Annotated in this window: 17 protein-coding genes; 7 read left to right on the top strand and 10 right to left on the bottom strand. The window is 46.0% G+C overall.

The window, feature by feature from the left end; all coding sequences use genetic code 11:
• Positions 1 to 12 precede the first annotated feature (12 nt).
• The 6 genes from ACLIIY_RS08760 to pspF form a co-directional block, all read right to left on the bottom strand.
• Positions 13 to 795 carry a peptide ABC transporter ATP-binding protein gene (locus ACLIIY_RS08760; protein ID WP_005437261.1) on the bottom strand — a complete coding sequence of 261 codons (783 nt, stop codon included), beginning with the start codon at positions 793 to 795 and terminating at the stop codon, positions 13 to 15.
• A complete protein-coding gene (locus ACLIIY_RS08755) occupies positions 792 to 1,787 on the bottom strand; it encodes a peptide ABC transporter ATP-binding protein (protein WP_039842531.1) in 996 nt (331 codons plus the stop codon). Before ACLIIY_RS08755 ends, ACLIIY_RS08760 begins: the two co-directional genes overlap by 4 nt.
• Positions 1,787 to 2,674, bottom strand: a complete 888-nt coding sequence (locus tag ACLIIY_RS08750) for an ABC transporter permease subunit (protein WP_009705777.1) — start codon at positions 2,672 to 2,674, stop codon at positions 1,787 to 1,789. Before ACLIIY_RS08750 ends, ACLIIY_RS08755 begins: the two co-directional genes overlap by 1 nt.
• Positions 2,661 to 3,623: an ABC transporter permease gene (locus ACLIIY_RS08745; protein WP_005437264.1), complete on the bottom strand. Its 963-nt coding sequence runs from the start codon at positions 3,621 to 3,623 to the stop codon at positions 2,661 to 2,663. The genes ACLIIY_RS08750 and ACLIIY_RS08745 overlap by 14 nt, the downstream gene beginning before the upstream one ends.
• A complete protein-coding gene (gene sapA, locus ACLIIY_RS08740; protein ID WP_434527435.1) occupies positions 3,623 to 5,242 on the bottom strand; it encodes an ABC transporter substrate-binding protein SapA in 1,620 nt (539 codons plus the stop codon). The genes ACLIIY_RS08745 and sapA overlap by 1 nt, the downstream gene beginning before the upstream one ends.
• 279 nt (positions 5,243 to 5,521) lie before the next feature.
• Entirely contained in the window at positions 5,522 to 6,532 is a 1,011-nt protein-coding gene (gene pspF, locus ACLIIY_RS08735) for a phage shock protein operon transcriptional activator (protein ID WP_409929757.1), read from the bottom strand.
• A 233-nt stretch (positions 6,533 to 6,765) separates the two neighbouring features.
• On the opposite strand from pspF, the gene pspA reads away from it, so the two are divergent.
• The 7 genes from pspA (at position 6,766) to ACLIIY_RS08700 (ending at position 14,080) form a co-directional block, all read left to right on the top strand.
• Complete coding sequence (gene pspA / locus ACLIIY_RS08730) at positions 6,766 to 7,437, top strand: phage shock protein PspA (protein ID WP_005425704.1); 672 nt, start codon at positions 6,766 to 6,768, stop codon at positions 7,435 to 7,437.
• A 14-nt stretch (positions 7,438 to 7,451) separates the two neighbouring features.
• Positions 7,452 to 7,685 carry an envelope stress response membrane protein PspB gene (gene pspB, locus ACLIIY_RS08725; protein ID WP_005437276.1) on the top strand — a complete coding sequence of 78 codons (234 nt, stop codon included), beginning with the start codon at positions 7,452 to 7,454 and terminating at the stop codon, positions 7,683 to 7,685.
• Positions 7,678 to 8,067: an envelope stress response membrane protein PspC gene (pspC, locus tag ACLIIY_RS08720; protein WP_005437277.1), complete on the top strand. Its 390-nt coding sequence runs from the start codon at positions 7,678 to 7,680 to the stop codon at positions 8,065 to 8,067. The genes pspB and pspC overlap by 8 nt, the downstream gene beginning before the upstream one ends.
• Before the next feature lie 156 nt (positions 8,068 to 8,223).
• Entirely contained in the window at positions 8,224 to 9,255 is a 1,032-nt protein-coding gene (locus ACLIIY_RS08715; RefSeq protein WP_005437278.1) for an efflux RND transporter periplasmic adaptor subunit, read from the top strand.
• A gap of 1 nt (position 9,256) precedes the next feature.
• Positions 9,257 to 10,342, top strand: coding sequence for an efflux RND transporter periplasmic adaptor subunit (locus tag ACLIIY_RS08710; protein ID WP_009705780.1), 1,086 nt, complete (start codon positions 9,257 to 9,259; stop codon positions 10,340 to 10,342).
• Positions 10,339 to 13,449, top strand: coding sequence for an efflux RND transporter permease subunit VmeI (gene vmeI, locus ACLIIY_RS08705; RefSeq protein WP_039842538.1), 3,111 nt, complete (start codon positions 10,339 to 10,341; stop codon positions 13,447 to 13,449). Before ACLIIY_RS08710 ends, vmeI begins: the two co-directional genes overlap by 4 nt.
• A 70-nt stretch (positions 13,450 to 13,519) precedes the next feature.
• Positions 13,520 to 14,080, top strand: a complete 561-nt coding sequence (locus tag ACLIIY_RS08700; protein WP_122067764.1) for a DNA-3-methyladenine glycosylase I — start codon at positions 13,520 to 13,522, stop codon at positions 14,078 to 14,080.
• Between the two features lie 8 nt (positions 14,081 to 14,088).
• Here the strand turns inward: ACLIIY_RS08700 and ACLIIY_RS08695 are convergent, their stop codons facing one another.
• The 4 genes from ACLIIY_RS08695 to cls all read right to left on the bottom strand — a co-directional run bounded on the left by ACLIIY_RS08695 (position 14,089) and on the right by cls (position 18,995).
• Entirely contained in the window at positions 14,089 to 14,946 is an 858-nt protein-coding gene (locus ACLIIY_RS08695) for a lipase secretion chaperone (protein ID WP_434527434.1), read from the bottom strand.
• A 13-nt stretch (positions 14,947 to 14,959) separates the two neighbouring features.
• Positions 14,960 to 15,862 (bottom strand): esterase/lipase family protein, encoded by a 903-nt coding sequence (locus tag ACLIIY_RS08690; protein ID WP_434528544.1) that lies wholly within the window; start codon positions 15,860 to 15,862, stop codon positions 14,960 to 14,962.
• 279 nt (positions 15,863 to 16,141) lie between these two features.
• A complete protein-coding gene (locus ACLIIY_RS08685) occupies positions 16,142 to 17,347 on the bottom strand; it encodes a cystathionine beta-lyase (RefSeq protein WP_434527433.1) in 1,206 nt (401 codons plus the stop codon).
• A 190-nt stretch (positions 17,348 to 17,537) separates the two neighbouring features.
• Positions 17,538 to 18,995 carry a cardiolipin synthase gene (cls, locus tag ACLIIY_RS08680; RefSeq protein WP_009705786.1) on the bottom strand — a complete coding sequence of 486 codons (1,458 nt, stop codon included), beginning with the start codon at positions 18,993 to 18,995 and terminating at the stop codon, positions 17,538 to 17,540.
• Positions 18,996 to 19,283 lie beyond the last annotated feature (288 nt).

Genomic DNA, 19,283 nt, shown 5'->3' with positions numbered 1-19,283 from the left:
GCTCGCTCAATTCTAGTGGTTTGGCGCTTTGTAGAAGTGACTCTCTACCAGTCGTTGAGTAATCGCATGCTCTGGGTTGGTCAGCACTTGGTTTGTCTCACCAAATTCGACTACTTCGCCTTCATGCATCACCATCACCTTATCCGTAATGTGCTTCACGATGCCGATATGTTGAGACACGTAAACAAACGACAATCCCATCTCTTCTTGTAGCTCCAAGAACAGGTTAATGATTTGAGAGCGCATTGCCATGTCGAGACCGTTTAGTGCCTCATCAGCAACGATGATAGACGGTTGAAGAATCAAAGCACGAGCAAGACACACACGCTGCTTCTGACCCGCTGCTAGCATCTGTGGGTAGAAGTAAGCATGCTCAGGTAACAAACCTACGCGTAGCAACGTATCCTTCACACGCTTCATTCGTGCATCCGGCGGCATGTTGGTGTTTCGTTTAAGCGGCCCTTCCAAAATACGACCGATCTGAATTCGAGGATTCAAAGAGGTGTTTGGATCTTGGAAAATCATACGAATCAGCTTACAGCGCGTCGAATAATCTTTGTGTTCTAGACGCTCACCATTCACGCGAATCTCGCCAGAGCTTGGCTCAACCACACCAGCAAGCATACGTGCTAGGGTTGATTTACCTGAACCGTTTTGACCGATAAAGCCAATGGTTTGGCCCGGTTCTAGAGTAAAGCTAACCGGTTTTACCGCTTCCTTGACTGTGCGTTTGAACAGACCTGAGCGCGTGACAAACTGTTTCGATAGGTTATCGACTTCAAGCAACGCACTCATGAATGTTTCTCCGTGTTCAATGGGAAGTGACAGCTAAATTTGTGATTCTTAATACGCTTAGTGTGTGGAATCTCTACACATTGCCTTTGTGCATAAGGACAACGCGGCCCTAAGCGACAACCAATTGGTAAGTGCTGCAAAGGAGGGATGGAACCCGGCAGCGATTGCAGTTTCTGCTTATGAGGGATCCAGTCATTAAAGTCAGGCATCGCTTTGAGCAGTGCTGCGGTATACGGGTGTTTTGGAGCCGCAATCAGTTTTTCTGTATCGGCGGATTCTACCGACTGGCCGCAGTACATTACCGTAATACGATTCGCCCATTGAGTAATCGTGGTCAAGTCATGGCCAATCAACACAATCGTGGTGTTGTTAAGCTGATTCATTCGGCTCAACAAACGCAAAATTTGTGACTGAGTAATCGGGTCAAGGTCGTTGGTTGGTTCGTCGGCAATCAAGATTTTTGGCTTGGTTGCAATCGCCATTGCGATCATGACTTTTTGACATTCACCGTCTGTCAGCTCGTACGGGTAGCTGCCCATCAAACGTTTGTGATCTTTGATACCGACTTTGTGGAGTAGGGCAATCGCCTGCTTCTTACGCCACTTGAAGCGCTCCCACCATTTGCCTTCGAAAGAGCGAGAAGGGATCGATTCGATCAACTGACGTCCTACTTCTTCAGAAGGATCTAAACAGGTTGAAGGCTCTTGGAAGATCATCGCGATGTCACGCGCAATCACTCGTCGGCGCTCTTTCGGCGTCAATTGAAGTAAGTCAATGTTGCCAAGTCGCATTCGGTCAGCGGTGACTTTCCAGTTGTCTTTACAAACCCCAACAATCGCTTTGGCGACGAGACTTTTACCTGACCCTGATTCACCCACTAGACCGCGTATTTCCCCTTCGTTTAGGGTGATGCTCATGCGGTCTACGGCTTTCACCAGGCCCGATGGTGTTTCAATTTCAATGGTTAAATGTCGAATATCTAATAACGGCATTATTCGATCCCCGCATTGAGCGCTTGGCGTACACCTTCACCCACTAAGTTTAGAACAACAACAGTAAACATAATGGTGAGACCGGGTAGCGTCACCGTCCAAGGTGCGATGTAAATCAATTCAACAGAGTCACCAAGAATTGCACCCCATTCCGTACTTGGCGCCTGTGCACCAAGACCTAGGAAACCCAGTGCGGTGATATCAAGAATCGCAACAGAAAGTGCTAGGGTGATTTCTGCCGCGATGACTGTTAACACGTTCGGTAGAATCGAGTTCCAAAGCAAGTAGAAGTCGTTAGCGCCATCCAAGCGGGCAGCCATGATGTAATCTTTCTCAACTTCGGTATGCACGGCAATATAAACCGAGCGAATAAAGCGCGGAATCAAAGCCAAACATATCGCCAATAGAATATTGAATTCCCCAAAGCCCAAGAAAGCCACAAAAATGATGGCAAGCAGCAGTGATGGAATTGACATGACGGTGTCGAGAAGGTGGTTCAGTGTGCTAGATAAAAGACCTTTGGTCATACCCGCTAACACGCCAATAAAGCAACCGATAAGAGCTGCAATTGCTGTGATTGCAACCGCTGCGCCAAACGTCAACTGAGAGCCCATGATAAGGCGTGAAAGAATGTCACGACCTAAGTCATCGGTTCCTAAAAAGTAATCAACAGTGCCTGCCGGTGCCCATGATGGCGGGACCAGTAATTCGCCCGATTGCGCTTGCGGATCGTAGGGTGCTAGCAGTGGAGCAAAGATGGTAATCAGTACAACGAAAGCCAAACACCACAAGCCGAACATTGCCAAGCTGTTCGCACGGTAGCTGCGCCAGAAACGTTCGAACTGGGTTGGAATGCGTTCTTCCTGATAAACGTTATTTGTTAGCATACCATTCCTTTCTCACCAGAGGGTTAATCATGGCACCAATCAGATCCGAAAGGATGTTGGCAGTTAAAACAAGGGTTGCTAGAACCATTACACCCGCTTGAATCGAAGCATAATCTTGATTGGAAAGGGCGTCTAACAACCAGCGGCCAATGCCAGGCCAGTTGAAGATGGATTCAGTGATGATCGCGAGAGTAATCATGCTCGAAAGTTGAACCCCAACCTTTGGAATGATGGGTGGAATCGCATTTCGAAGTACGTGTTGAGTCACGATCTCGCGGTTCGACAAACCTTTGATTCGCGCGGCACGGATGTAGTTTTGGCTCATCACTTCCGCAACCGATGCTCGCATCAAGCCAATGACCTGAGTGGTTGGCGTTAATGCCAAGACCAAACATGGCAAAATCATATGCTCAATAACACTTTGCAGTGCATGCGCTCGGTATTCACCTTTTGCCATGAAAGCATCAATGATGGCGAATCCTGTTACGTGGTCGATTTCATAAAGTAAGTCATAGCGTCCCGCAACTGGGAACACATGATACTGAAGTGAAAACACCATAATCAGCATGAGAGCCACCCAGAAGATTGGCGCAGAGTAACCTGACATCGACACAAATGAGATACTGGTATCAAGCCATTTACCTTGCTTCATACCTGCAATGGTACCCAGTGGGATGCCGATAAGTAGCGACACTACAAATGCAAAGAAACACAGCTCTAACGTCGCAGGGAAAACGACAGCGAGTTCTTCGTAAATTGGATTGCCATTTTTACTGATGCCGAAATTAAGCTGAGACAACTCGACTAAATAACTTTGCCAACCCGACCAAAATTCAACGTTTGCCCAATGGGAAGTGGGATCCAAACGCAGGAGTGAAAAGCCCACTAACGTGAGAATCATCAAAGTGATGACAAACAGATTAAGACGTCTTACGGCGTACCAAAACATTAATGAATTCTCTCAACTCTATCAAAAGGTTGTGCATTGAAAGGGCTCGACTTAAAGCCTTTCAGCGATTTATCGTGAACACGGAATTGAACACCATGAGCTAGCGGAATCACCGGGAACTCTTCGTTCAATATGTTTTGCGCTTGGCGGTATAAATTCAAACGATAACGTTGTTGCTCTGTTTCTAACGCAAGATCCAACAAGAAGTCGAAGTCGTCGTTACACCACATTGAAACGTTCAAACCAACGCGCTCAGATTCACACGAAAGCAGTGGACGGAAGAAGTTATCCGGATCGCCTGTATCACCAATCCAGCCCGTTAGCAGTAAATCGACATCATTGATGGTTTCTAGCTGAGTGCGCTCAAAACGGTCATCGGTCAGAAGTCGTAAATCAACGCCAATATCCGCAAAGTTAGCTTGAATCAGTTCAGCGGTTTTGCGTGGGCTTGGGTTGAAAGCGCGTGGCTCTAAAGGTACCCACATTGTTAACTGAAGCCCTTTTTCGTAACCCGCTTCTCGCAATAGGGCTAGGGCGTAGTTACGGTCGTAACGGATTTTTACGCTGTCTTTTTGGTAAGCCCAAGAATTAGGAGGAAGTAGGGTATAGGCTTGAGTACCGGTTCCGTAGTACACCGAATCAAGAATGTTCTGACGATTGATCGCAAGATTCAGTGCTTGTCGAACACGAGGGTCGCGAAGCGCAGGGTGACCAGTGTTAATCGCAATAAAAGAAACGTTGTTCGCAGGTGTTGCGGTTAACTCAAGGTTTTCCGTTTCTTGAATGATTGGTATCTGGCTAGAAATCGGTGACGCCAAAACGTCACATTCATTTCTCAATAGTTTGGCCAGCGTGCCTGTACCGCGGTGAGAAATGTCGAATACCACTTGTTCCATCTTTGCCGGCGACTTCCAGTATTTTGGATGACGTTCCAAGCGAATCAAATCGTTTACTTGATACTCTTTTAGTTGGTAAGGGCCAGTGCCAATCGGCAACATATCGATTTGTGCTTTTTCATCCTTCTCTGCCAATTGCTGCCCGTATTCGGCAGAAAGCAAAACAGCATGACTAGTGGCGATATTTGCCAAAAAAGCAAAGTTAGGCTGAGAAAGTACGAACTTAACCGTGTGGTCATCTAGAGCAATCACATCTTTAACGAGGTTTTGGAAATCCAAACCTGCAAACCATGGATAAAAACCACCACCGACGTCGTGAAACGGATGGTCTACATCAATGATTCGCTTAAAGCTGAATACCACATCTTGGGCGCTAAACGGACGAGTTGGTGTGAACCAAGCGGTTTTTTGAAACGCGACGTCTTGTTTTAAGCTAAACGTGTATTCCGTGCCTTCGTCGTTGACCGACCAACTTTCCGCAAGGTTTGCGATAGGTTGGTGAGATTTAGGATCGAGAGTGAGCAGCGTGTCGTACAGCTGAGGACTTAATGCTTCGGCTGTGATGCCGCTGTCAATGAGCTGAGGGTTAAACGTGGTTGGCTTACCTTGCCCACAAAACACAAAACCATTCTCTCGAATATCATTGTGATCGATTTCGTCACCACATGCGGTGAGTAAGCTAATACCAATAAGGCTCAGCGATAGTCTTATAAAAGCTTTCATAATATGAAATGGTCATTGGACTTTGCTTGTTCCTTCTGCTTTTTGCATCAGGGATGACAAGCGAAAATGATCCCGCTAATTTATCACCTTTGCCAACTCGCTCCAAACATAAAATCGTTGTGTAGCGAGGTGTTAGATCAAATTACCGTATCATTTCTGGTTGGCGACCTTATTTGCCTCTCAAATTGCTCACTATGTGTGTGATTTGCCGCTGGTTAGGAAACGGCTTGTTTTCCTTAGTATAGTGAGACAACGCTAGAGTGAGAGGGCAGGTGCTATTTATCCTTGACCAACTAAGCCATATTTTCTGACCATGCCTCTGAGCTGGTGGTAACTTAGCCCTAATAGCTCTGCCGCTTGGCGTTGATTAAACTTCGCTTCTTCTAAAGCGCGGTTAAGCAGTTCGATATCTTGGTCTTCTTGCCACTGTTTGTAATCCAGAGGGAAGCGAATCTCAGCTCTCGGCGCCGTTTCTGCAGGTTCTGATTCTTCTTGATTTGCTTTATGGCCCAACGCATTATCCCAACCCGCTTCAAATGGGTTAAAGATAAGATGTTCGATCGGGTCAGAGTTTAAACCATGACGATAAATCGCACGCTCAATCACGTTCTTTAACTCACGTACGTTGCCCGGCCACGCGTAATCCAAAAGTGATTGCTGTGCTTCTTCCGTAAAGCCAACAAAGTATTCTAACTGCAATTCACGGCACATCTTGATCGCGTAATGCTCGGCAAGGGAAAGAATGTCTTCCTTTCGCTCTCTCAGTGGTGGAAGCATGATGACGTCAAACGCCAAACGGTCGAGTAAATCTGCGCGGAAGTCGCCTTGTTCCGCCAGTTTTGGTAAATCGGCATTGGTTGCACAAACTAAGCGAACATCAGCAGTCAGTGCGGTATGTCCGCCCACACGTTCGTACTCGCCATATTCAATCACGCGTAGAAGTTTTTCTTGAACAAGAAGAGGAGCCGTCGCCAATTCATCCAAAAATAAGGTGCCACCTTCTGCGCGTTCGAAGCGGCCTTTGTGCTTACCTTTAGAGCCTGTAAATGAACCGGATTCGTGGCCAAACAGTTCTGAATCAATCAGACCTTCGCTTAATGTCGCACAGTTTAGAGAAAGCAGTGGCTTATCCCAACGCTTTGATAAATAGTGTAAACGTTGCGCGATGAGTTCTTTACCTGTACCTCGTTCCCCAATGATGAGAACAGGACGTTCAATCGGCGCAAGTTGTGATACTTTATCTAGTACGGCGAGAAAAGCGGGCGATTCACCTATGAGGTTCTGCTTCATAAAATCCTTCTTATTTTCTATCTAGCCACGATTTACAGTATTGGAGTTGGTGAAATTTACCAACAGTTGGTAAAAACCATCATAGCATAACGGAGTGTAACGACAACAAAATGCGTAAAGTACTGTTTATTAAAGAAAATAAAAGTTGGCACGCTACTTGTTATATCTAAAGGGAGACACAAGGTGAATCACCACCTTGTCGAGTTTAAATAGGAAAAAAGAGGAGTTCCGTTATGGGTATTTTTTCTCGTTTTGCAGACATCGTTAACTCAAACATCAGTGCATTGCTAGACAAGGCGGAAGATCCTGAAAAAATGATCCGTCTTATCATCCAAGAAATGGAAGACACGCTTGTAGAAGTGCGTACTAACTCGGCTAAAGCGATTGCAGACAAAAAAGAGTTGGCTCGCAAAGTTGAAGCTTTAGAAGAGCAAATCACTGAGTGGGGTCAAAAAGCAAGCCTAGCTCTAGTGAAAGAGCGTGAAGATTTGGCACGTGCTGCTCTGATTGAAAAGCAAAAGCTGGAGCAAGTGATTAAAGGTCTTCACACTGAGCAAACGCTAGTCGAAGAAACCATTGAGAAATTGACTGGCGAAATCGGTAAGCTAGAAGCAAAAATCACAGAAACTCGTGCGAAGCAGCAAGCGCTAGCGATTCGTAACCAAACGGCATCTAACCGTCGTGATGTACAAAAGCAACTTCACGCAGGTCGTACAAACGAAGCGATGGCAAAGTTCGAGCAATACTCTCGTAAGATTGACGAGATGGAAGCGGAAGCGGATCTATACGCGAAAACAGGTAACGCAAAGTCGCTAGACCAAGAGTTTGCTGAGCTACAAGCACAAGACGAAATTGAAAAAGAGTTGGCAAAACTGAAAGAACAGATGTCATCGAACGATAAATAAGAAAGGAGCCATTTATGTCGACATTTTTTATTACTGGACCATTGATTGTCTTTTTAATCTTTGTCGCTCCACTATGGCTCTTCTTACACTATCGCAGCAAACGCAAAGCAGATAGTGCACTGTCGAGCCAAGATCTAGAGCGCCTTCAGGTACTGTCTGAAAAAGCGGAAGCGATGCAGTCTCGAGTTGAAACATTAGAGCGTATCCTAGACTCGGAGTCCCCAACATGGAGACGAAAGTATGAATAGGCGAGAACTGTATCGTGACCCAGTAAACGGCAAAATCTCCGGTGTGTGTGCCGGAGTCGCAAACTACTTTGGCGCGGAAGTTTGGTTGATTCGTATCGTCGTGATCTCCGCAGCCTTGCTAGGTGGTACTTTTTTAGTCTTGTTGGCTTACATTGCAATGACCTTCATGCTAGAGAAGCAACCAATGACTTACACCGAGAACATTAAGTCACGCGAAGAACATACGTTGAAGAGCAAACCGTGGCAAAAAGGACAGAGTCCAGATCAGCTGTTAAGCGTGCTGGAAAATGACTTTAACCGTCTCGATGGAAAAATTCGCAACATGGAAGCGTATGTCACTTCTGACACTTATCGCGTAAACAGAGAGTTTAATAAGCTCTAGTGATTAGTTACTAATTTATTGATAAAGCAGGCTTCGGCCTGCTTTATTTTTGTCTCAAATTGCTATTTTTAAAGAAATTTTTTGCTCTGATGCTCTAGAAGAACACCATAAATTCATCTACTTTAAAAGGAATGGATCTTAAATGGATGAATTAACATGAGAAAAGCGCTCATTCCAATCGCTGTCATGACGGTTCTCTCTGGGTGTGGAAAAGAGCTGCCACCAGTCCCTGAACCCGAATCTCGGCCCGCCAAACTCTTCACGGTCTCTGTAGGCAATGCTCAGTTTGAACGACATTTTCCTGCCACCACAGAAGCCGGCGACCGAGCAGTACTCGCATTCCGTGTGCCTGGTTTGCTTCAGTCGATTGAAGTCAATGCTGGGCAGATGGTCAACAAAGGCGATGTGCTTGCTGTACTCAACCCTGACGAGTATTCATTACTCGAAAAACAAGCTCGTGCGAATTACACCCTAGCGGATGTTCAATACGAACGTTCGAAAAAGCTTCGTAAAGAGCAAGTAGTGTCTGAGCAAGATTTTGATGCAGCGAAAGCTAATCATAATTCTGCAAAAGCACAGTGGAATCAGGCTAAAGCAAACCTGAGATACACCAAGCTTGTTGCCCCTTACGATGGCACTATTTCTTACCTTCCGGCGGAAAACCATGAATACGTGGCGGCAAAAGAAGGCGTCATGAACATTCAAACCAACCAAGTGATGAAGGTGTTATTCCAGTTACCAGATCACTTGTTGAGTAAGTTTACGCAAGGTGCCAACGCGCATGCGTCAATGACGTTTGATGCGTTTCCAGAGCGTTCTTTCGAATTGACCTTCCAAGAAATTGATACCGAAGCAGATCCTAAAACGGGCAGTTACAAAGTCACCATGGTGATGGCGCGCCCAGAAGGGGTCGGTATCTTACCGGGTATGTCTGGCAATGTGCATTTGGTGTCTGAAAATGCAGGTGCCACAAGAATTCCGAATTCAGCACTGTTTACTGAGAACGATAAAACGTGTGTTTGGCGTGTGAATGACCAAGGCATCGTTGAGAAAGTGACGGTAACGCTGAACGAGAAACAGCAGATTGCGTCCGGCCTAGAAGATGGTGACCAAATCATTATCTCTGGCGTCAACGTGATTGAGCCTGGCATCAAAGTGCGTGAGTGGGTTAAGGAGCGAGGACTGTAGTATGAAAGGAATCTTAGCTTTAACCACACTTTGCTCAGCAATGCTATTGGCAGGTTGTGGTGACAAAGGGCCGGAACGAGAACTTGAAACGCCGCGCGTTCGAGTGGCTTCTCTGGAAGGTAAGAAGGTTGACGATAACCTTTATTTCCCTGCTGTCGCCAATGCGGCTGACCGTTCACACTTAAGCTTCCGCGTTGCGGGTGAGGTAAGTCGAGTCTTGGTCAAAGAAGGTGATAAGGTCACAAAAGGTGATGTTATTGCGACGCTGGACCCTACCGATTACAAGCTTGATGTTGATAACGCATCGGCGCGTTTTTCTGTGGTTGACAGCCAATACCGCCGTTCAGCGCCTCTAGTGAAAAAAGGTCTATTGGCAAAATCACAATTTGATGAGATTGCAGCACAGCGTCAAATTGCGCTTGCTGAACTTGAATTAGCCAAGCTTCGTTTGTCGTTTACAGAGCTAAAAGCACCGGTTGATGGTGTTATTTCGCGTGTAAACGTAGACCAGTTTGAGAACATTCAAGTTGGTCAGTACATCGTGAACATTCACAGTGTGGATCGCGTCGAAGTACTGATTCAGCTTCCTGACCGTTTATACGTTAATCAGCCTCCGACTGAAGAACATCTGACGGGAATCAATGCCGTGGTTCGTGTTCCAAGCGGCAATGAATACAACGCTCAAATCAAAGAGTTCACCACAGAGCCAGATCCTAATACTGGCACCTTTACGGTGACGCTGTCTCTGCCTATGCCAGAAAACGAATACATTCTTGATGGTATGGCAGTGGACGTGACCTCTAAAGATGAAAAGACAGGTCTAGACCTCAACATCGGTATCAACGTGCCAATCGAAGCCATCTTTAATGCCGATGGTGATGATTTGGATCGTGAAAACAAATTTGTTTGGGTCTTGAATGACGACAATACCGTAACTCGCAAGCAAGTGCGTGCTGGTAAAGCGTCACAAACCTCGGTTCAGATCCTTGATGGCTTAGAGCTTGACGACAAAGTGGTTGTCGCTGGTGTATCCCGATTAAGAGATGGCATGAAAGTGGAAGTGGTTAAGCAGGAGGCAACTCAATGAGTGAACAAAATAACGTTGCGCCTCAAAAAGATGATGATGAAAACGTAACGGGCATCGCGGCGTATTTCATTCGTAACCGTGTAATTAGTTGGATGGTATCGCTGATCTTCTTAATCGGTGGTATCTCTGCGTTCTTTGGTCTAGGTCGTCTTGAAGACCCAGCCTTTACCATCAAAGACGCAATGGTCGTCACTTCTTACCCTGGCGCGACACCGCAACAGGTCGAAGAAGAAGTAACTTATCCAATCGAAAAAGCGATTCAGCAATTAACCTATGTCGATGAGGTTAACTCCATTTCCAGCCGCGGTTTATCACAAATCACTGTGACCATGAAAAACAACTATGGTCCGGATGATTTACCGCAGATTTGGGATGAATTACGCCGTAAAGTTAACGACCTAAAAGGCACATTACCGCCAGGTGTTAATGATCCATCGGTCATTGATGACTTTGGTGATGTATACGGCATCTTGTTGGCCGTAACTGGTGATGGCTACAGCTATAAAGAACTGCTCGACTATGTGGACTATTTGAGACGTGAGCTCGAATTAGTCGACGGGGTGAGCAAGGTTTCTGTATCAGGCCAACAACAAGAGCAAGTCTTCATTGAAATTTCGATGAAGAAGCTGAGCAGTCTTGGTCTTTCTCCAAATACCGTCTTTAACTTACTATCGACCCAAAACGTTGTTTCTGACGCAGGTGCGATCCGAATTGGCGATGAGTACATTCGTATTCAACCAACCGGTGAGTTCCAGAGCGTTGACGAACTCGGTGATTTGCTACTGACAGAGTCGGGCGCGCAAGGCCTGATCTTCTTGAAAGACGTAGCAGAGATCAAACGTGGCTATGTCGACGTTCCAACCAACATCATTAACTACAATGGTGAGTTGGCGCTCAACATGGGTATTTCGTTTGCCCAAGGCGTTAACGTAGTTGAAGTGGGCAAAGCGTTTGACCGCCGAGTGGCGGAGCTTAAATACCAACAGCCGGTTGGTGTTGAGATCTCAGAAATCTATAACCAGCCAAAAGAAGTAGATAAGTCGGTAAGTGGTTTCGTTGTCAGCTTGGCGCAAGCGGTGGGCATCGTAATCGTCGTTCTGCTCTTCTTTATGGGTTTACGCTCGGGTCTTCTCATTGGTCTGATCCTATTGTTGACGGTATTAGGTACCTTCATCTTTATGAAGTACTTTGCCATAGACCTACAGCGGATCTCTTTGGGTGCTCTGGTTATCGCGCTGGGTATGCTGGTGGATAACGCCATTGTGGTCGTGGAAGGGATACTCATAGGTACTCAGAAAGGACGAACGAGGCTACAAGCTGCTACAGACATCGTAACGCAAACTAAATGGCCGTTGTTAGGTGCAACCGTGATTGCAGTAACGGCATTCGCACCAATCGGTCTGTCAGAAGACTCGACGGGTGAGTACTGTGGTACCTTGTTTACTGTACTACTTATCTCTCTGATGCTGAGTTGGTTTACTGCGATCTCACTAACGCCATTCTTTGCTGACATCTTCTTTAAAGGTCAGAAAATCAAGAGTGGTGAAGGGGAAGACAACGACCCTTACAACGGCATCATCTTTGTGGTGTACAAAAAGTTCTTAAACTTCTGTATGCGCCGAGCATGGTTTACGGTTGTTGTTTTGGTGGCAGGTCTTGCGGCAAGTGTGTACGGCTTTACCCATGTTAAACAAGCCTTCTTCCCATCATCAACCACTCCTATCTTCCAATTAGACGTTTGGTTGCCTGAAGGTACAGACATTCGTGCGACAAACGACAAACTGAAAGAGCTGGAAGGTTGGCTAGCTAAGCAAGATCACGTTGAGCACATTACTACTACTGCGGGTAAAGGCTTACAACGCTTCATGCTGACTTACTCACCAGAGAAGAGTTACGCAGCCTACGGTGAAATCACGACGCGTGTAGAAAACTACGAAGCGTTGGCACCACTGATGGACCGCTTTAGAGATCACATCAAAACCAACTACCCAGAAATCAACTACAAGTTGAAGCAAATTGAATTGGGTCCTGGTGGCGGTGCGAAGATTGAAGCGCGTGTTATCGGTTCAGATCCAACTGTACTTCGTACTATCGCAGCGCAAGTGATGGACGTGATGTATGCCGATCCTGGCGCGACCAACATTCGTCATGACTGGCGTGAACGTACTCAAGTGCTAGAGCCTCAATTTAACGAGAGCCAAGCACGTCGTTACGGTATCACTAAGTCTGATGTGGATGATTTCCTATCTATGTCATTCTCAGGTATGAATATCGGTTTGTACCGCGATGGTACGACGCTGATGCCAATCGTAGCTCGCCTTCCTGAAGATGAGCGTATCGACATTCGTAACATCGAAGGCATGAAGATTTGGAGCCCTGCACAGAGCGAGTTTATCCCGCTACAGCAAGTGACGATGGGTTACGACATGCGTTGGGAAGACCCAATCATCGTTCGTAAAAACCGTAAACGCATGCTAACAGTGATGGCTGATCCAGATATCTTGGGTGAAGAGACGGCGGCAACATTGCAAGCTCGTCTACAACCACAGATCGAAGCGATCGAAATGCCACCAGGTTACTCACTAGAGTGGGGTGGTGAATATGAGTCATCAGGCGATGCGAAGGCGTCATTGTTCACAACGATGCCAATGGGTTACCTGTTCATGTTCTTGATCACCATCTTCTTGTTCAACTCGATTAAGGAGCCGCTGATTGTTTGGTTGACGGTGCCTCTGGCATTGATCGGTGTAACAACCGGTCTGCTCGCCTTGAACACGCCGTTTGGCTTTATGGCGTTGCTTGGTTTCTTGAGTTTGTCGGGCATGGTATTGAAAAACGGTATCGTACTGCTTGACCAGATTGAGATTGAGATGAAATCAGGTAAAGATGCGTACGACGCAGTTGTGGATGCAGCGGTAAGTCGTGTGCGCCCAGTATGTATGGCGGCAATCACTACCATTCTTGGTATGATTCCTCTACTACCGGATATCTTCTTTAAACCAATGGCTGTAACCATCATGTTTGGTTTGGGTTTTGCGACTGTACTGACACTAATTGTTGTGCCAGTGTTGTATCGTCTATTCCACAAGGTGGCAGTGCCAAAGTAACGACTGAGTTTTAAGAACGTTCTAAAGCGCCTCTGGCTGACCGTCAGGGGCGTTTTTATAAGGATTAAATATGGAACAGAATACGTGTGCATGGGCAATGAACCATCCACTTGAACGAGAATATCACGATGCAGAATGGGGCATCCCTGTGCATGATGATACCGTGTTGTTTGAGTTCATCACGTTAGAAGGCGCGCAAGCTGGCTTGAGTTGGATTACGATTCTGAAAAAGCGAGAAGGCTATCGTGAAGCATTTGAGCACTATGACTTAGATAAGTTAATTCAACGCGATGAAGAGCGCACAGAGTTCATCGTGGAGAACTACGACGTGGTTAAGCATCGCGGTAAAATCAATTCGGTATTCAGCAATGCCAAAGCGGCCAAGCAATTGATTGAAGAATACGGAAGCCTTTCCGCTGCGCTATGGCAATTTGTTGATGGCAAGCCAATTGTGAATCACTGGACAGACATGAGCCAAGTGCCAGTATCGACAGAGCAGTCCAAAGCAATGAGCAAATTCCTCAAAAAGAAAGGCTTTAAGTTTGTGGGCGAGACGATTTGCTACGCCTTCATGCAAGCAGTAGGCATGGTCGATGACCACATTGTTGGTTGTCCTAAAAAGCCTAACTAGACATCGAATTAGTTGTTCGCTTCACTATCATGAATCCTCTCTAAAGCTTCGACGCGACGCCATTGGTTTTGCTCGAAGCTTTGTTGTCTTAATCCGGCGATTTCTGTTTTCTTTTCTTCTTCGCCGAGGAAATCATTGTTGATGATCTCCGCACGTTTCTCGAAATAATCGTTGAGTGATGCATTAAACGAGGCTCGTTGTTCGTCCAAAGCCTGAAGTCGTTCGGCGCCTTCTTCGCCCACCAAATCAACACGAGCCAAATACTTCTCTTGTGCAGACATTCCCGAGGTCTGATTTAGTTCAATCACTAGTGCGTTATTGCGCTCACTTTGCTGAATATATTCAGGTTGAGAGGCGAGGTTTTCTTCGAGCATTTGTTGTTGCGAATCCGCGTCTAATTCAGTTTCTTGAATGGCGAGTTTGTCTATTGCTAGCTGGCGTAAGCGATTTTCTTCATCAAAAAGTTGAGCAATTTGTTCGTCGGTAAAAAATTCGCTCTGCATCGACAAGATGGCGTTGTTCAGTTGTTCCAATTCCATCAATGACAGTGAATTTCCTTCGAACGGTTCTAGCTTGGATAACGCTTCTTTGTAGGCGAGGTAAGTTTCGAACAGCTCAGCGTTGATACCCAGTGAATTTGATTGTGATTCGCCGGCTTTTACGTTGGCTTTGATTTCTTCAAGGCTTTGCTCCCCAAGACTGCTCAATGAGTACTCAAAGAAGTCTTTCTGGGAGGAAAGATCAACTGTAGTGTCTTGTTGTGAATGCGCCTTTGTTGGCTGCGCTGACTGAGGTTGAAACAAATAAACCGCTCCTACACTAACGAGTGATACAACGGACACAATGACAAGAGCGGCTTTCTTCATGATAAGTTCCTTTTTATAGACCTTGCAGTTTCAGGCGATTTGCATGCTGACGATACAGTGTGACTGGGTCAGTTTCGAATAAGTGATGAATGCCAAGTAATCCGTTGATTTCATCCAGATGATTCATCTTATAGTTGTCACGAATCACCTTACCTAGGTGAGTACTGCATGCTCCAACAAGGCCATCGTTCGGACCATCAAATGCCAAGCCTAATACGACCATTGCGCCGTCAGTAGGGTCAAATAGATTGGTAAAGTTTGAAGCGCCCGTCCATGAGTAGTAATACACGCCATTGGATGCCAATAAATCACCATCTCCGCATTCACTGGTTGGGATGCCTTCCGGATAATATTGGTTGAACGCCAGAGAACCTTCGCTGGTTAGAGCTTCTAAAGAGGCCAATGGATCTTGGTCGAGGTCTGTGCCACCAGAAAGTAGGTTGATCAGTGTCACGAGCCCTTCTGCCAACTTCACGGCCACGCCTTCACTGATAGAGCCTTCAGGCACCGTACCGCGCACAATATCTGCAACTTTAGAACCCTTATTTACCCCTGCGATACTGGTAACGGATGCCACTAAATCTGGGCGTATGGAGGCGACATAGCGTGTTGTCGGGCCTCCGTGACTGTGTCCAATCAAGTTGACCTTCTGTGCGCCTGTTGCAGCAAGCAGCGTTTCAACCTGTGCCAAAAGCTGCTCACCGCGAGCTTCACTACTGTTGGTCGCAGACACTTGGGCAACATAAACCGTTGCGCCATCTTTGGTCAGAGAGTGTGGGATGCCATAGAAGTAATCGACACCGGCTAAGGTATCAAAGCCAAACAACCCATGAACAAGAACGATGGGATATTTAGTCTCCGTGTAACCACTGGCGTTGGCAGATGCAAAGGGTAGGGTGCTTAAAACGAAAAGCATTGTTGTTATGAATCTGAGTTTCAAAACTATCTCCTTGTGGTATGACCTCTTATGAGTTTTATAAAATAGGAGATAAGTTTTGCGGTTGAGAAGTTCGTCTGTGGCACATTGTTTTAATCTGTGATTACTCAAAAGAAAATCAACAAATTCAATTAACATTGGATTGATGAATATTAGAATGTTAGTTAATTCTAATTAAGACAATGGGTTAGTAACTCTGTAATGAGCGGCAAAAAATAGCCTCGCAGTATGAGGCTATTTAATAATTGTTCTGAATGCTTATAAAGAGGCTTCTTTTTCGAGCACGAGTGCGTTGTATCGCTCGAAGCCAGCTTCAAGATCTGCAAGGAGATCTTCAACATCTTCAAGACCGATGTGCAGGCGGACAAGTGTGCCTTCGAAGTTTGGATTCGCCACTGTGCGCAAGCTATTAAAGCTCTTTGGCTCGTTAGCTAGAATCAAACTCTCAAAACCACCCCATGAATAACCCATGCTGAAGTGTTTCATCCCATCCAACAATGCTGTGGTGGCTTTCGGGTACGAGCTTTTCAATACGAATGAGAACAAGCCATTACCACCGGTAAAGTCGCGTTTAAAGAACTCATGACCAGGGCAGCTTTCTAGAGCAGGGTGGCGAACGTGATCGACTTCAGGGCGGTTTGCCAACCATTGTGCGACTTTCAGGCTGTTCTCTGCATGCTGGCGTAAGCGAACATCCAGAGTACGAATTCCGCGCAGACCAAGGTATGCATCATCAGGAGAAACGCATTGTCCCATAAGGTAGCTTTGTTCGCGCAGCTGGTCCCAGTATTTCTCTGAAGCGACTGCCGTACCCAACATTACATCTGAGTGACCAACAATGTACTTGGTTGCAGCTTGGATAGAGATATCAACGCCGTGCTCGAATGGTGAGAAATTCACACCGGCACCCCAAGTGTTGTCTAACATGACGATGATGTCTTGCTCATGAGCAATGTTCGCCATCGTTGGGACATCCATCACTTCCATGGTGATCGAGCCAGGAGACTCTAAGAACAAGATCTTGGTATTCGGTTGAATAAGCTCACGAATACCTTCACCAATCATAGGATCAAAGTAAGTTGTCTCGACGCCCATCTTCTTCATGATGGTGTCGCAGAAGTCGCGAGTAGGTTCGTAACAGGTATCCACCATTAAGATGTGATCGCCCGTTTCAACAAAAGACAGGATGGCATTAGAAATCGCAGCAGTACCACATGGGTATAGGGCACAACCCGCACCGCCTTCGATTTCAACCATGGCATCTTGGAAAGCAAAGTGTGTATTCGTACCACGGCGTCCGTAGAAGAGTGTTTTATTTGTACGGTTGATCATTGCTTGGTTCTTTTCAGCAACCGTATCAAAAACGATGGTTGAAGCGCGCTGTACTGGCGGGTTTACCACGCCGTTAGTCCATTTCTTATCTCGACCTGCGGTAACGAATTTGGTCTTTTTGCCTTCTGACATAAAAATTCCCTGTCTAAATTACGATTTTCAATATTTAAAACATGGACCAAGGGTGGTTTGCAAGGGAAAAATGGAAATGACAGGACTCGTCAGAGCATCATGTGAACATGAGGAGTAAAGAGGGGGATAAAGAAAACCGACAGCGTGAATCTGTCGGTTTTGTATGGATTTATCGGTTTTACTCTATTTATTACAGTAATGGGTTAAATAAATAGAAAACACGCTCTAGGAATCGAGAAAAAATGCTGCGCTTTTCCCATTCGACTTTATCAACCGTATGAGACTGACTGATGTAAGTATCCTGTAGCCACGACATTTGTCTTGTGAACTCTTCGTCGTCTACCGCAAGCGTTACTTCAAAGTTCAGCCACAAGCTTCGCATGTCCATGTTGACCGTACCAACCAAACAGAATTGTTGGTCAATCACCACCGATTTCGTGTGTAGCAAACCGCCGTAAAATTCATAGATTTTGACGCCTGCAGCAAGTAGCTCACTGTAAAACGCACGTGAAGCCCACTGAACCATCATTGAATCGTTCTTATGCGGAATGATGAGCTCCACTTCTATACCGCGTTGTGCGGTCATTTTAAGCGTTTCCAATAAGTCTGTGCTCGGCACAAAGTAAGGCGTCGTGATTCTGACAGAGCGGTTCGCTTGGTTAATTGCCAGCGTCAGTACTTGGTAAATCAAGTACTCTGGCATCCCCGGACCAGATGGAACCACCTGAATTGGATGTTGAAACTCATCGCTGTTGTCAATACGGCACTCTGGGTGCTTTGGAAACTGACGCTCGCCAGTCTCTACTTCCCAATCCCAACAATGGATAGCACTTAATACGTTTACCGTTGGTCCTGTAACACGCACCATGATATCGATCCATTGGCCCACGCCACTGTTCTGTTTAAAGAAAGCAGGATCAACCAAGTTCATAGAACCTGTATAGGCTATCTCGTCATCAATCACGATGATCTTACGATGCTGACGCAAATCCAATCGGCGCAGGAAAATACGCCACATCTTTACTTCTAATGCCTGCACCACATCGATGCCAGCATCTTTCATCATCTTGTACCAAGGGCTACGGAAGAAGCGAGGGCTACCGGCTGAGTCGAGCAGCAGCTTAACATCCACGCCACGCTTCGCAGCTTGAATCAATGCAGAAGCAACAGAGTCGGCCAAACCGCCCGGATGCCAAATGTAGAACACCATTCGAATGCTGTGTTGTGCGTTTTCGATATCTTCAATGATTGAATGGAGAATCTCATCCGGCGATTGTTGAAGTGAAAGCGTGTTACCACTCAGTGCTGGAAGGCCAAGACGGTTGTTACATAACTCATCGATGCGATAGATGTGACGTCCCATGGCTTCTGGAACATGCGCGTTACAATCATTTAACTGAGTGAACCACTGCTGGAACGGCGTGAACATGACTTTGGCACGTTCTGCACGTTTTCGACCAAGGTTGAGCTCACCAAACAGGAAGTAACAGGCAACACCAAGCACTGGCAGGATGTAGATGATCATGAGCCATGCGAGAGAAACGCTGACAGCGCGACGTTTTAATACGACACGAATAGTAACACCAGCGACTAGGAACCAATAAAGTCCGATGCTGGCTAGGGTGAGAAAGTGATAGAACTTGTCCATATATGCCAAAAGTAATAAGCCCAATATGGATATTAAGCGTAAATGGCGGAACGGGAAACTATTTTCATACCATCACGGATAAGTGATTTTGTGTTGTGAAATGAATTTTATAACGGGGGTTTGTGTTACTGAGGTGTGAAAAGTTGGATGAAACTTTAACTTTTGCGCAAAAAAGCAGCATTTAGCGTGAACAATGATACATTTGTGCGATAAATGTGCTGATCGGGGTTCCAATTTTAAATTGAAACTGCTTTACTTGCCATACATAGAGCGTCATACAAACATCTT

It is taken from the genome of Vibrio sp. K4 (assembly GCF_051122595.1).
Classification (GTDB): Bacteria; Pseudomonadota; Gammaproteobacteria; order Enterobacterales; family Vibrionaceae; genus Vibrio; species Vibrio owensii.
Note: the sequence above shows the minus strand (reverse complement) of the source record. Positions and strands in the feature narration are given on the sequence as shown.